This window comes from Vibrio chagasii, from assembly GCF_024347355.1.
Classification (GTDB): Bacteria; Pseudomonadota; Gammaproteobacteria; order Enterobacterales; family Vibrionaceae; genus Vibrio; species Vibrio chagasii.
The window spans coordinates 1,049,099-1,064,136 of sequence record NZ_AP025465.1 but is presented as its reverse complement, the minus strand read 5'-3'; the positions used below and the strand labels follow the sequence as shown (position 1 = coordinate 1,064,136).

12 protein-coding genes are annotated in these 15,038 nt (G+C 41.9%); 3 read left to right on the top strand and 9 right to left on the bottom strand.

The annotated features are described in order from the left end of the window. Positions 1–277: 277 nt before the first annotated feature. On the top strand, positions 278–2,395 hold the full coding sequence (locus tag OCV52_RS04925; RefSeq protein WP_137406983.1) for a TonB-dependent receptor: 2,118 nt from the start codon (positions 278–280) through the stop codon (positions 2,393–2,395). 135 nt (positions 2,396–2,530) lie between these two features. Here the strand turns inward: OCV52_RS04925 and OCV52_RS04920 are convergent, their stop codons facing one another. The 5 genes from OCV52_RS04920 to OCV52_RS04900 form a co-directional block, all read right to left on the bottom strand. Next, a complete protein-coding gene (locus OCV52_RS04920) occupies positions 2,531–3,187 on the bottom strand; it encodes a hypothetical protein (protein ID WP_137406984.1) in 657 nt (218 codons plus the stop codon). A 368-nt stretch (positions 3,188–3,555) separates the two neighbouring features. Beyond that, the gene (locus tag OCV52_RS04915; RefSeq protein WP_137406985.1) at positions 3,556–5,022 is read right to left on the bottom strand and encodes a serine protease; all 1,467 of its coding nucleotides are present in this window, start codon (positions 5,020–5,022) and stop codon (positions 3,556–3,558) included. Between the two features lie 575 nt (positions 5,023–5,597). Next, positions 5,598–7,412 carry a TonB-dependent receptor domain-containing protein gene (locus tag OCV52_RS04910; protein WP_240700660.1) on the bottom strand — a complete coding sequence of 605 codons (1,815 nt, stop codon included), beginning with the start codon at positions 7,410–7,412 and terminating at the stop codon, positions 5,598–5,600. Positions 7,413–7,448: 36 nt separating this feature from the next. Then, positions 7,449–7,577: a hypothetical protein gene (locus OCV52_RS04905; RefSeq protein WP_261900859.1), complete on the bottom strand. Its 129-nt coding sequence runs from the start codon at positions 7,575–7,577 to the stop codon at positions 7,449–7,451. Positions 7,578–7,599: 22 nt separating this feature from the next. After that, positions 7,600–9,192, bottom strand: a complete 1,593-nt coding sequence (locus tag OCV52_RS04900; protein ID WP_137406986.1) for an alpha/beta hydrolase — start codon at positions 9,190–9,192, stop codon at positions 7,600–7,602. Positions 9,193–9,312: 120 nt separating this feature from the next. On the opposite strand from OCV52_RS04900, the gene OCV52_RS04895 reads away from it, so the two are divergent. Then, positions 9,313–10,302 (top strand): AraC family transcriptional regulator, encoded by a 990-nt coding sequence (locus tag OCV52_RS04895; protein WP_240700661.1) that lies wholly within the window; start codon positions 9,313–9,315, stop codon positions 10,300–10,302. 94 nt (positions 10,303–10,396) lie between these two features. Here the strand turns inward: OCV52_RS04895 and OCV52_RS04890 are convergent, their stop codons facing one another. The 4 genes from OCV52_RS04890 to OCV52_RS04875 all read right to left on the bottom strand — a co-directional run bounded on the left by OCV52_RS04890 (position 10,397) and on the right by OCV52_RS04875 (position 13,906). Next, entirely contained in the window at positions 10,397–10,735 is a 339-nt protein-coding gene (locus OCV52_RS04890; protein WP_004739996.1) for a hypothetical protein, read from the bottom strand. 209 nt (positions 10,736–10,944) lie between these two features. Beyond that, the gene (locus OCV52_RS04885) at positions 10,945–11,397 is read right to left on the bottom strand and encodes a septal ring lytic transglycosylase RlpA family protein (RefSeq protein ID WP_137406987.1); all 453 of its coding nucleotides are present in this window, start codon (positions 11,395–11,397) and stop codon (positions 10,945–10,947) included. 409 nt (positions 11,398–11,806) lie between these two features. After that, a complete protein-coding gene (locus OCV52_RS04880) occupies positions 11,807–13,012 on the bottom strand; it encodes a serine hydrolase domain-containing protein (protein WP_137406988.1) in 1,206 nt (401 codons plus the stop codon). 402 nt (positions 13,013–13,414) lie between these two features. Next, positions 13,415–13,906 carry a VOC family protein gene (locus OCV52_RS04875; protein WP_102423472.1) on the bottom strand — a complete coding sequence of 164 codons (492 nt, stop codon included), beginning with the start codon at positions 13,904–13,906 and terminating at the stop codon, positions 13,415–13,417. Positions 13,907–14,345: 439 nt separating this feature from the next. Between OCV52_RS04875 and ahpC the strand changes: the two genes are divergently transcribed. After that, positions 14,346–14,903 carry an alkyl hydroperoxide reductase subunit C gene (ahpC, locus tag OCV52_RS04870; protein ID WP_137406989.1) on the top strand — a complete coding sequence of 186 codons (558 nt, stop codon included), beginning with the start codon at positions 14,346–14,348 and terminating at the stop codon, positions 14,901–14,903. The last annotated feature ends 135 nt before the right edge of the window (positions 14,904–15,038 follow it).

Genomic DNA, 15,038 nt, shown 5'->3' with positions numbered 1-15,038 from the left:
ACCAGACATAAAGGCTGGGCTTGAACGATCCTACACAACAGACGTTATTGTTACATTTAAAAAATAATTTGCACTCCCATATTGTTTTTTCGCATCAAAAATACAATAATAATGATTCTTATTTAGACTGAGAGCTGAAACAGCAGTAATAACGACTCACCTATCCGATTCGTCATTACTCACCACTCTGTTGAGTCTGGATAAACACAATAAAAAATAGAGTCACCGCGCCAAAAGAAATGTGTGCAGCCTTTCATTGATAAATGCAGAGAAAAAAATGAAGACCGAAAAAGGAAGTTTCAAGCTTTCCACCGTCGCAATAGCAGTTGCGGCAGTAACCACAGTATTTACAGCCCAAGCTCAAGATCTAACCACTGAAGAAAAAATGGTGGTGGTTTCTAGCCGCACGCCTAAAGCCATCAGTGATATCCCTGGTACCGTTTGGTACATTAACTCAGAGACTATCGAGCAAGAATACCGCGGTGGCAAAAGCCTTGATGAGATTCTAGCTGCTACTATCCCTTCACTGGATGTAAGCAGTGGTGGTCGCACTCACGCTGGCCAAAACCTACGCGGTCGCAGCCTGATGGTAATGATTGATGGTATATCTCTACAATCAGTTCGATCAATAAGCCGTCAGTTAGACTCAATTGACCCATTCAACATCGACCGCATTGAAGTACTCTCTGGTGCAACATCAATTTACGGTGCCGGCGCTTCGGGTGGTGTTATCAATATCATTACTAAAAAAGCGTCTGGTGAAGAAGTCGAATTTGAATCATTTGTTAGTGGGACTTCAGGCTTTTCATCAAGCGAAGATTTTGACTACAAACTGGCTCAGTCAATAGCAGGTGGAAACGAGAAAATTCAGGGACGCGCATCGGTCGCTTACACCAAAACACAAGGCTATTTCGATGCAGATGGTGAGATGGTAACTCCAGATATGACTCAGGGTTCGACTCAGTTTAACGAGACCATTGACCTACTGAGTAACCTACAAATTAATGTTGCTGAAGGTCAACAACTACACTTGTTGGCTCAGTACTACAATAGCCAACAAGACACTCCTTACGGCCTTTACTTTGATAAAGATGGTAGCGGTAACTTCCAGTTTGTTGATGTGAGAGAGGGCTACTCAGCGGATCGAGAACAAGGCACAGAGCGTGTCATGTTAAGTGCGGCATACAGCAACAACAACTTCTTAAACCATCAGCTAATTGCTGAACTATCTTACCGTGCCGAAGAGCACACCTTCATGCCTTACACAGTTGATGGCAAGACAACTCTATCGACTAACTCCTCTCGCCAATCTACTGATATTTTTGCAATAAAAGCGGCACTTAATAGATCATTTGGCTCTTGGAATCTGACCTACGGTATCGACGGTTACATCGATAAATTTGATAGCGACAGAGCGAACTACGATCAAGCTACGACCGAAGCTACGGGAGGTTTAGTAAACGTCATCAGTGAAATGCAAGGTCGTTACCCGGGGATCGACACTCAATCTATCGCTGGCTTCATTCAAGCGGAATACAGCATTACTGATGATTGGTCAGTACAAACAGGTTATCGCTATCAGAAAATGGACATAGACGTGTCTGACTTCCAAGCGACCTCTAGTTCGGACTTCATTCCTGGTGGCTCAACAGATTACGCTGAAGGTTTGTTTAACTTTGGTACTATCTATCACCTAAATCCTACTTCTCAGATTTGGGCTAACTTCTCACAAGGTTTCGATATCCCTCAGCTATATCGCTTCTACGGCAAGAGCGCTACTCAAGATGTCGCCGCTTCTAAGCTAGATGGAATCAAAACCGACAGCTACGAATTGGGTTACCGTAACGATTTAGATAATATCTCACTACAATCTGCAATCTACTACTCGCACTCAAGCGCAACCGTTCAGTACGAAGATGACCTATCGATATCAGGTCTTGCAGAGCCTAAACGTGTCTACGGCGCGGAAGCTCAAATCAGCTACTGGGCAACAGACATGCTACAGCTTGGTCTATTAGGTCACTATGTTGTGACAGAAATTGAAACAGACACTGGCTGGGAAGATCACGAGGCGATGGAAGCGAGCACTTCTAAAGCGGGGGCTTGGGTTGGCTGGTACGACAATGACTATAGCCTGAAGCTACAAAGCCTAACTATGTTTGACTACAAAGATGCAGATCAACGTGAGCTAGATGGCTTCACAGTAGTTGATTTCACAGGTAGCTACCAGCTTCCAGTTGGTAATCTGGGCTTTGGTATTAAGAACCTGCTAAACGAAGATTACTACACAACCTGGAGCCAACGTGCTCAACACTGGTACACCGGTAGCGATGCGCTGTACCAATACAAAGGCCGTGGACGTACTTATACTCTGAACTATCAGGTTAAGTTCTAAAGTTCGCTGTAGTTTATTAACAATTACAGGGTTGGTATTTAGTACCAACCCTTTTTTTATTTAATACTAATTTAGAATAACTAAATAAATAGGAGTCAGATTGTTAATATAAAATCGATTTAAAAATGCCCAGGATTAAATAGCGTAAAATTGAACAAGTCTCTCACTATAGCCGAAATTAGCCGGTGTATGGTTAATTTCAACGGTGATATTACCAGACAATTCACCGTCAGCTTTATATACAGGGCAAGATGCAATATCAGATAAATATGACTCTTCTGTTGGCGCGCTGAAGTAATAAATTTTTTGTAGATTACATTCGCCGACCTTCATTCCCAACGCTTCAACTTCAGAACGCTGACGGTAGTAATGTGGACCAATATCAAGAAGGTACTCAGGGCTATGTGTATAGATCTCGCTAGTGTAGCGTTCGGTAAACTCACTATCCGCAATAAAGTGTCCACTTTCCATGCTATAAAGCACATTCAGGTGCCAGTAGATCAACTCAGACTCATCACTGGTTGATGCGCCTGGTTTAGAGTACACACACTGGATCTGACTATGAGGAACTTCAAGGCTCTGAGTCGCTTGGATATTATTACGCAGAGCCTTGATTCCACAGCGATGCATCGTGAAACCCTCTGTCTTCATCGACTCGGTAACTTGGTTGATAGACTGATATTGAACGTAAACCTCTTCCGGTGATTCGCCAGTAATAACATTAGTATTATCAGCATAAGCAAACGAACTAAGAGAGGAGATTACAGAGAATAAAGCTATTGTTTTTTTCATTGTTATTTTTCCTTTGTGATTGGCGGCAGGAAAATAACTCAGAAACCAAATATGCAACACAATACATATCAATATTTGTGATCTTGGTGGAAGCAATGATTGCTTTTATGAATATTAAAGATTGGCGTCGGGTATATTTTATATATCGAAGGTTAAATAACTTAATTTTAATATGGATATAAAGTTAGTGAGAGAAACTTAATAGAGACATGGCGTTTATTATTAATAATTTAGAATTTAAACAATCAAGAAATATTCAACTATCACTAACAACGATTCTTTTTATTCACTATTCTGTTTAATTATAAACCATAAGGCGAACCTAATAGGTTCGCCTTGATTATTCATATCGTAAGCTGATTTCACGACTATGATTGAGACTCTGACAATAAGAGAGATACGCCAGAAAAACTTCGGAACGCGTTGATCATGATGTAGAGATCTTCATCAGCCCTAGGCACCTCGCAGGTTTCAAAGTTGCCAGAGCGATAAGGTCGGCAATCGTAAGTACTTTTCGTTGGTTGCGTGCCAGAACGAATGTAGAGATCAGCGTCCCCTACTCCAGACTTCATAATAACATTCACCTTCGTAGTACGATTTGCTGCTTTGAGCACAAACAATTTCTGTTGTCCGGACGTCGCGGCGAGATCGCTAATCAAGTTTCCTAAAGTGACCTCAGGAATATCATTGTTCGGCTCACCGACTGAGCCACCTGGCAACGTATCACCAAAGTATGAAGACACGAGTGGCCAAATCTTACTGATTTTTACGCCTTGATTTTCACAACCTCCAAAATGATGCAGCGCAATCGCTTTGTTGTTGTCAGTACGCAAAACAGGTGAACCAGACGAACCGCCAATGGTGTCACAGAAATAACCAGTGTCGGTATTAGCACTTCGCCCACCAGTTGAAGCTACATCAATCTGACACATTCCGGAGCCATTTTGGTCACTTTCAATTGCAAGTTCTTTCGGCTTACCAGCTCCGTGTTGTGGGATGTAAATACCATCGCCAAAGATTGGCTCTTGGTCATCTAGGCCTAGATAACCAAACGACTCAATTTTTGAAAAATCATCAACAGTGAAAAGTGTGTAATCCAAATCATAATCAGTACTGAGTATCTTACTCCCCATGACTTTTACCGTAGTAGCCATAGAGCCATCACAAGTACGACGCTGATAGTTAAACCATACCTCTGTATTTCTCAGTTCTGATTCTGATGCGACACAGTGGTTATTGGTGAACATATGGTTATCTGGCCCCACACGCCAAGCGGTACATAAACTACGCCCATTAATAAGTAGCCTTGCAACCGGAGTTGTCCAAGCCACCTTATCTGGATGAGACTCTTCCCAGCAGGCTACGTCTCTGCGCTCATTAACACCACATGTCGATAACGTTGCCAATGCCTCTTCGTCTGCACTCTTGCCCGCCATGTAGTAATCTATCTCGAACTCAGCGTATTGGCCCTTTGAGTTTGGCACAACCTCAATCAACATGCGTTCACTTGAAATAGACTGAGCGAACCAATCTGTCTGGCTGTCACTATACTCAACCACTTCATCACTGGTGCTCGAACTCAAGCGCAATAGACTGCCCTTTGGTACGACAAGCGACTTGAAATGAAGCTTAATGAATGATGCCCCCACATGCTCTATTCGCTGTTTATATAGGTTGTCCGATGTCTCAATCAACGCTTGATGGGACAGTGGATACTCAACTTCATTGGCAATAACAGGTAATTCTGGCTGAACGAGGAGCCGGGGTTGCGCATTTACGAACGAAGAAAATAGACATGTTGTCGCTATCCCAAGGTTAGATAAGATTACTTTCATTGGATTTCCTATATCAATTTGTAGTGGTTCCCTCCACAAACATACGTGCTAACAACCAATATGACATAAAATGCATATATGTTTATTAGTAAAGAAATCTCAACACACAAAGTAAACTAGAATATTCAATAAGATAGACATCATCAGTATTGATTGACACCTCTCTGACTGTACAAATTTATGTGCTAGTTGAAGAAAAAATGAAACACGGAAAAGTCGCGTTGTTTGCTATTCTGAAGGTACAGTCGGCAGAGCTGCACGCTTGATGTACTTATTTAAAACGATAGATAAAGTCTCAAAGCTAACAAGCATAAAAATAGGCGCCTGACCTATAGAGCATAAAACCACCAAGCTCACTTCGTTATTGAGTAGCCACTGAAATCCAATGGGTAAAAGTTAAGCTGAACTTTCATTGCTGGTATATATCCTACCGGTCACCAACATAACAAACGATCAAGTAGAAATACCAAAATAACAAACGAACAAGGCTATAGCCTTGGAGAAATGAACTCGTGTGTGGCAGAAATACAAATAAAAAATGGAACGCTTACGTCCCATTTTATTTAGGTAAAGCCTTAGAAATCGAAATCCATCTTCACATAGTAGGTACGTCCTACTTCTGTTTCTTCGTACACTTGGTTTGATTGGTCCAAGCGCTCATCCGTTAAGTTAGTCACCCCAGCACGAAGTTTGAAGTTGTCATTAAACGCATACGAACCGCCCAATGACACGATGGTGTAAGGGTCTAGATCAGCATCAGAACCATCTTTTTGCTTGCCGGTATAATTCAAACCAGTAAAGAAAGCTAAATCACGAGTTGCCAACCAATTGAGATTTGCATTCGCCAACCATTCAGGGCTGTACGCCATATCTTTATCATCAACTTTGTTCACCGCATCGGTATACGTCGCATTTGCCGTAAACGACCAGCTTACGGAAAGCTCATAGCTACCCTCTAGTTCAATACCTTTGGTTTCGACTTTATCGACGTTCTCATACTGAATAATTGCGGAGGTACCATTGAAAAATGGAGTTAAGTCGCGGTCTATCAAGTTTTTCACATCATTATAGAAAGCCGTCGCCTGTACATACCCATCAAATCCTGAATACATCGCTGAAAATTCGTAAGTCTTCGAAGTCTGTGGCTTCAGCTCCGGATTTCCAACCAATGTACATCGACCACCACAACTGACTATTGAGAAATCTTCAGACGATTGAAAAAGCGTTGGCGACTTAAAGCCTTCACCATAACCACCTTTAAAGGTCACGTTATCGATGCCGTTGTAGACAAAATAAACTCGAGGGCTAAAGTCGTTACCAAATTGGTTATTGTGTGTAAGGCGACCACTTACGGTTGCGGTTAAATCATCCAAAACAAAGTACTCATCTTGAACATAAGCGGCACTTTGCGTTACTGAACGAGAGCTAGAATAATCACGCTCGTTCTCAACACTGGTATAAGACACTTGTGCCCCAAGTGACAAAATCTGGCTTTCAAACTGATCAACGACAAACCTAGCATCTACGGTGTGGTTGTCTTGGCTCAGTACCGCGGCATCTACCATTGGGTGAGAATTGTCTTCATCCACTTCAGAGGTTTCGTAGAAATAACTGGTATCTGATTCACCCCAATCCCAATTACGTATATGTCCTAGCGTGCCAGTTAGCTTTTCACCCTCATAATAGCTAGTTGCTAACCTGTTGGGGTTAATCAAGTAACGATTCTCTACACGGTCATCCTTTGAGTAAGAAAGATCAAAATAGATTTCGTCTTGCTCTGTCGCGTACCAATTCAAAGATCCACGAAATACATTTCTTTTTTGTTCCGTTTGAGGAGAAAAGCTTGCCCCAGCATCTTCCGGGAACCAAGCATTACGCTCACTAATATCGACTGTCGTGGTGTACGTCAGAACATCGGGAATGATCGACCCGCTGACGAACACATTGCCACTTTTGAGTTCGCCATCTGCATCAGACAATAACGCATTCGCTTTATTATCTTCTGGCATACTATAAGTCAGGCTTCCAGAAACATGAGTCTCTGTCGACGCATGCTTGAGAATCACGTTAACCACACCACCAATCGCTTCACTACCATATAGAGATGACATTGGGCCGCGCACCACTTCAATTCGCTCAATCGCGCTCATTGGAATGCTCGATAAATCAAACGACGCCCCACGAATCACTGTTTCGCTAGAGCTGATACGACGACCATTTATCAAAAACAGAGTGTAATTTCCGTTGGCTGAATTCTGGTTCTGCAAGCCACGAATTATGATTCTAGGCTCAGCACCCGTTGTTCTCGCCACATGCACACCCGCGACACTCTCAAGCGCGGTAGAGATATCGGTCGCAGGAAGCTTATCTATCTCTTCGCGCGTAATCACAGATATTGATGCAGGTGCATTTTTTATCGCCGTTTCCTACTGACTTGCGGTAACAACCATAGTTTCTGTGTGCTTTGCTTCACTAGCTTTAACTGATAGAGAGGCAAATCCAGCCAGCATGAGGGCCGCTGCTAATTTATTTTTTTGTATTTTTATGTGTTCCATTTCTTGGATATTTCCTTGGTCTTTACTTACTAAAAAGTGTTGTTAGTCCATCAGCGAGCAAAACGCGCCAACTGTAATAGTCATGACCACTCGCAGCACTTTTGAACGTAACGGGGTACCCTTTCTCTTTGAGGGTATTAAAAAGGATTTTATTGGTTTGATAGATGCTTGCATGCACCGGCTCAGTCTCAAAAACACCTGCATTGAGGTAGACCTGAATGTCTTTCTTACCGCTTGATGCGACCAGTTCACTCATCCAACTTTGTTTATCACTTGCGATACTCTTAGCGGTCTTTGGCTGCCACCAAAATGAACCAGACTGACTCAACACTTTTCCAAAACGTTGAGGGTGTTCCAACGCGATGAACATTGACGCTAATCCACCAAAGCTCGAACCAGACAACACTGTATTTTCAGCTGTGGGGCATATTGAGTGCGTACTACAAAGCCAAGGGATAAACTCATTAGCAAGCATGTCGGCAAACGCTTTATTCGGTGTCAGCTCTTTTGCTCGAAGGCTCGGTCTGGGCGGGTTAACAAACACCACTCTCATCGGAGGAATAGCTTTACTCGCAATTAAGTTATCCATCACCAGAGGCGTTGGGACTTTGTCGAGGTAAGGTTCACCATCAAACAAGATCAAAAGCGGTGATTTATCAGTTGTTGAGTAAACGCTATTTGGCTCATACAGACTGATTTGCCTTGCTTCAGCCTCAGAATTCCCCTGATAAAGAAAATGCGTTAACTGACCTTTGGGGTTGCCTTCTTCTGTTGCTACGCTATCGCTTGATGCATGTTTAAGCGTCAAGGTAGAAGCAGAGCCAAATATTCCAGTATCAGAGCCAAAGCTGGGCTCCAAATTTAATAGGTCTAGTGCTGCAGTCGCCAATACTGCTCTGCGTTGTTCTCGATTAGTATCACGAGCTAATTGAGGAACATTAGGCGCGATTCGATAGGATAGACGCGTTGAATCTGGAACTTCAAAAGAGCGAAACCAGATATCACTGCCTTCAATTTTGCTCATCTGTGCATGTCCACCATATGGCGCACCTAATAGCCGAACGTTGTTTGCATTTCCGCGAAATAAGAAAGTAACGAATGCTTTGTTGTTAAGTTGATACTCGACAAGCGGTGCTCCCTGAGACTCAATGATTTGCCAAAACTTTTTTTCAGCATCTTTTACACCGCCCTGAATATCAGCTGCAGTACGTGACAATGTTGGGCTTAGCATCGACACCTCTGGCGATAGATACTGATCCTTTTTCAGAGGCATAGGAGCAAGCTGCATTTCAGCCTTAGATACCTCAGTATCAGCACTCTTCATTTCAATTCGATAAGTGTCAGCTTGATCGACATACCAAAAAATCTCAGTCTCTCTCGCCTCATGATTCAGTAATTTTTTTATTGGATCGCCAGCGGAATTAAAAGCAATCACGTGTTCCATGTGGCTTTGGCTTCGGATAAAACCACGGTAGTAACCTGGTTCATTGATCTTTAAAAACGTGTCTTGCTGAGAGTGGAGCTCAATGCGCTGAGGCTTATTTGCTTCAACGATCATTGCCTGCGCACTTACTATTTGAGTGAACAGAGCGGTAACTAAAAAAATCCATTTCATGATAATCCAATTGCAGTTAATGATATTGATTATCATTTATGGTAATTTTCTTTTTTACTTGGGAACAGCAGATTGAGTTATCCAAAGTGACTGGATTGTTATGAAAATTGGCAGGAGCTTATGAATAATCGAATACCTTCACCTCTTAAGAAAAGTGCCCTCGTGCGCTGGGTAGGGAGTGAAGAAAATTTTCAGATGGTATCGGAGCAATATTCAGAAACAGTCCCTCTAATTGAAGGCAATGTGGATATTTGCAAGGTGCAAGAGAACTTTTCTCTGCACTGGGGAACTACGACAGAACTCAACGATCACCAAGTCATCTCGACGGCTCGTAAGGCTCTAATTTTAATAGTTTTAAAAGAAGGAAAACTCAATTTCGGCTACGACGATTCAAACTTCGTTATGGATTCAAAACATGGCTATCAAGCCTTGGTAGTCAATCTAGCAAAACCCGCAACCTTCCGACGAACTGTTCAAAAAGGCAACAAGGTTTCTAAATTAAAAGTACTCGTCCCGCACCATTGGATCCAAGAACGCATAGAATCTAGCAGCCGGATTGACGATTTCATTTCTCAACACTTATCCCATTTCGACTTGCAATCAAATCATCAATTACAAAAACTACTAGACAAGATCATCCAGTTACAAGATGGAAGCGACACATTTAAGAAGATTAAGCTAGAGGCATTGACGCACAGCTTGGTATTAGAAGTGTTCGAACAGTTGTCCAATAGTGATACCGCGTTAGAAGTCGGAGTTACAGAAACACAAACAGCGGCGACTGAAAGTGCAAAGCACTCGATTGATGAATTGATTAACTACATTGAGGAGAACCTCGACAAAGACTTATCAGTTAAGTCCTTGGCTGAATACGCGACCACTAGCGAGTCAAACCTTAGAAGAAAGTTCAAAGACGTGATTGGTTGCAGCATCAAAAGTTACATAAGACGTCGTCGGCTAGAAATGGCACGCAAGCACTTAGAACAAGGGTTGGTGTCAATCACTGAGGTAGCTTACCACGCAGGTTATCGACACCCTTCTAACTTCACCAGCGCTTATAAAAAAGCGTTTGGCTACCCACCAGCATTTTCAGTAAACAAACGAGATTGATTGCTCTAATAACTTGATGCACACAAATAAAAAATGTCCGAGGTATCAATAGAAAATGGAACGCTAGAGCGTTCCATTTTTAGCTATGAAGGGATCAGTCCATTCGGGTAATGAAGGTTTGTTCATCATCCACAAAAGCAACAAAACCTCCGTGATAGATAAACACTCGACCACGCCCTTCAACTAAGCAGGCAAGTTGTGGATTCAAATCTTCTTCATTATCCGGGCTTTGAAAAGTGCCGGTATCGGTGATAACGCCGCGAAGTGGAGGTAAGTATCCATAAGCACGCTTGGCTTGATCAATCAGGCTCAATTCGCTAGCGACAGAGAAGCAGCGAGGGATCCTGCCTGCATCTTCAATAAACATAGTTTTCAGTTCTTCAAAAGCGGTAATAACCAGCCAGTCGATGTCATTAACTTGATGGATAAACATAGAGTTTCTCGGTAATTCTGATGCAGGGATTCTATCACTATCTGAGGCTAAGAGGAGTAGAGATTGCGTTATCACAGAGGCACTCGATGCCTTTCTATCAATCTATTTAGAATACGCTCTTGTCGCACCTAAATTGGAGCCCTAAACGAAGGGGTTGGTATATCTACCAACCCTTGGAGTTTCAAAAACTAGTTCAGAATGAGGGATGATTAATGCTTGTACCTAAAGGTATTACTGTCATCAACAATCTCGATTCTAACAGGAACTGTGCCTTGCTTAACGTTGCCGATTTGTGCAAATGCTTTGTGTGAAAGGTCGATCACTCGGCCTTTTACGTACGGACCTCGGTCGTTAATTTTCACTTCGACAGATTTATTATTGGTAGTGTTAGTCACTCTCACGATCGTGCCAAAGGCTAAGGTTTTATGCGCTGCCGTGTAAGCATTCATATTATACGTCTCACCACTTGCAGTGAGCTTTCCATGGAACTTGTCACCATACCAAGAAGCTTTACCAGTCAAAGCATGTGACTTGGCATATTCCTTTGTTTTAGAACTGCCGACCGCCGACGTTGAGGTGCATCCGGCTAATATCATGAGAATAAGAGCGGTAAAAGTGATATGCAGTTTTTTCATGTAACTTGGGTGCGCTAATTTGTGCATTTTTCTCTGTTTTCGTTGTGTTTTGGTTCGCCATACAATGCTGAGTATAGTCGCGGTTCAGCAAAGGCTACCATCCGGTATGAATGCACCATGTTTTCATGAAGATCGCTTTCTCCAGTCATGTTCATGAAAGGTTTTATCGTCAAAACGTCAACTTTAACAAAACCTATCAAAGTACTGCGGCCTATCCATCAGTACTTTGAAAACAACAGGATCAATAACCCACCAAGCTCAAAAACGTTCAAAGCATCCTATGCACAAAAAACTATAAATAAGTTTTACAAGATTATCTTCAGAAACTAACGAACACAAAATACTTAAACCACGTACTTCTGAACAAAGAAATGCTTCTAAAGCTGCTTGTCCACATTGAATTTTTAATAAAAATAAGTGATATAAAAGCCGAGGTCTATTTTATCATCCAAGCATCTTCAAGCTGACCAACGATCGGCCAGTGATAAGTTTCAGCAATCGAATAAATTAGAGCTTGAGCGAGGTCTCTTCCATTATCAGAATTTGTCATAATCACAGCGCCTTGACCTGTGTTCGGTAGTCCAACTAGCCAACCTTGGTAACCCGAGTTCTGGCCCAGCTTCATAAAATGAAGGTTATCACCTTGGCCCTTCACTACAAAGCCTAATCCATAAGGTGTATTTTTCTGACGAGAAAGAGATTGCCTTGCAAGTAAAGGGCTAACGATTTGTTTATTAGACCCTCTATAAGCTTTATTAATTGATATGATAAACTTGCCAATATCAGTAGGTGTGCTCCAAAGGCCAGCAGCTGCATATTCAGGATAAACTCTCCACTGATATGGAAATGCCTTACCATCACTATCAGTTGCTTGAGCCGCGTTGGCTAAATTATCATATGTGGGTTGAGCATAACTTGAATTGAACATCGCAAGCGGCTCAAAAATAAACTTATTAGCAGCTCTCTGAGCAGTCATTTGACTGATATTCTCAGTAATTAACTGAACAACCTGATAGCCACCGCCCGAATACTCATACGCGGTGGTAGGCTTTTGTGTTAACACAACAGGCTTACTATTTGCAGGTTCTTTACCACCCAGAGTTTCGAGAAGACTCGGTATTGACTCTCCAGGAGAGTAGCCAAAATACCCACCAACACCCAAGCCAGATGACATACTCAATATTGTCCGTAAGGTCACATCATCATTTTGATGATTTTTAGGGTTTGGTATACGCCAATTTCCAAGAAATGGCTCGACATTGTCATCTAAATCAATGAGTCCACTATCAACTAAGCTTAAAGCAAGAATTGCAAAAATAGATTTTGATATTGATCCTGCTTGAAATAATGTGTTTACATCGACTTCTTTCGATCCACTACTATTTATGTAGCCTATTGCATCAGCTCTAGCGATCTCGTTGTTCTCTATAACCGCAAAGCTCACAGCTGGCACTTTATAAGAGGCCATGGCTGAAATAATACTGCTAGTATCTAATACAAACTCTTCTCTACTTGTAACACTTGAACCCTTCTCTAATATTTTTATATCTTTTCCAGTTGTAAGAGTCTCAGCGGGAACTAGAAACGAAAAAGTTACGCTAAAAAAAAGAAATATTGATACAAAAAGTCGATTATTAATCATCGAAAAACCTCGTAATACCTAAAGTGAGTAACTAGGCGTTTAATAAACGCTACATTCTTGACTAAAAGGCTTATTCGTAGTCAATTTGCGTACCAACGTATATCTTATATCTATCAACGATCTATAGTGATTTAAAAGTCAAATAAACAAAACGGATGGTAAAAAAAACCAAGTTATGGTGTAAAATACCTCATTAAATCACGAAGAAAGTAATTACTGCGCTCTCTGATTTCATTGGTAATTCTAAAATTAACAATATTTAATTATCTAACCAGCATAGGTAACTTAGTAACCGCTTGAATCGAATCTATGTGAGTTCAAGCTACAAAAAAGGATTGGTATCTCTACCAATCCTTTTTGGGGGTGTCTAGGTTTTCTGCCTTATCGAAGGTAGTAACACGATTACTCGTAATCTGTCGCGTACGTATCTTCGTATGAGTGAGAGTAGAACTCGAATAGGTTGCCAAACGGGTCTTCTAGGTAAACCATTTGCGCTTGTTTTAGTTCGTCTTCTGGGTGGTAACGGTGGATATCCATACGTACTTTACCGCCATACTCTTCAACGCGCTTGATAGCTGAATCAAATTGCTCTTTTGGAAGCTGCAGACAGAAGTGGAAAATGCCTAGGCGAGAAAAATCTACTTCGTGACGCTCTTGGCGGTCAACCATTTCGAACATCTCAACACCGATACCGTCTGAAGTTACTAGGTGAGCAATGTTGAAGCCTTTGAAGCCTTCACCAAATACAGCGATACACATACGGCCTATTGCTGATTCACGCTCCTCCATCACCTTAGTCTTGTTCATTACGACTCTTAGACCTAAAGCTTTAGTGTAAAACTCTACTGCTTTGTCCATGTCGCCTACCATGATGCCTACGTGATTCATTTTCATAACTTTCTCCAATTCGTTTTTATTCTGAGCTTTCGAAGCTTAGCTTCTGTATTTCGTTTCGATGAAGAGAGTATAGGTAGAGCTATTAATTAAATGAAATTATCATAATTTATATTAATAATAATTTTATATTATCAAAAAAAACCAATGAGATCCTAACCCACTTCAGAAACGCCAAATAAATACTCACACTATACATAGGCACTCACGCTAATAGAGATAAGCCTAATTTAGAGAACAACCTAACGAGCATAGTCACTCAAATTAGGTGTTGCCGACGTTTGGTAGCTTTTGTCGATAACTTTCTCCTTTCAAAGATAGGAATCACCTATTGAATCTATAGAAATGTCCGATTTCACTAATTTTCGGTGCGGATGCAATATATCTCCATCGACGCGGGATAGCGTTAAACACTATAAATTAGAAAGAGAGTCCAAACATGATCAACACAGAAATCAAACCATTCATCGCAACAGCATTCAAAAACGGCGAGTTCGTAGAAATCACTGAGCAAGACGTTAAAGGCAAGTGGGCAGTGTTCTTCTTCTACCCAGCAGACTTCACTTTCGTATGTCCAACTGAGCTAGTTGACCTACAAGAAAAATACGCAGAGCTTCAATCTCGCGGTGTAGAAGTTTACTCAGTATCAACTGACACTCACTTCTCTCACAAAGCATGGCACGATACTTCTGACAAAATCGGCACTATCGAATACTTCATGGTAGGCGACCAAACAGGCACTATCACAAACAACTTCAACGTAATGCGTGAAGGTCAAGGCCTAGCAGACCGTGCTACGTTCCTAATCGACCCAGAAGGCGTTATCCAAGCAATGGAAATCACTGCTGAAGGTATCGGTCGTGACGCTGAAGACCTACTACGTAAGGTTAAAGCAGCACAATACGTAGCGGCTAACCCAGGTGAAGTTTGCCCAGCTAAATGGAAAGAAGGCGAAGAGACTCTAGCACCATCTCTGGACCTAGTAGGTAAGATTTAATCTATGCCTATCTAAAAAGAACAAATCAAACGGTTCTACAGGCGCGCTTCGGCCTCCCTCCTAAAGGGCAGTTGCGCGCCCCCCTTTCAAAGCAGCAACACCACATTCAATTTGCCGACTTGCGCCCCCTTTTTA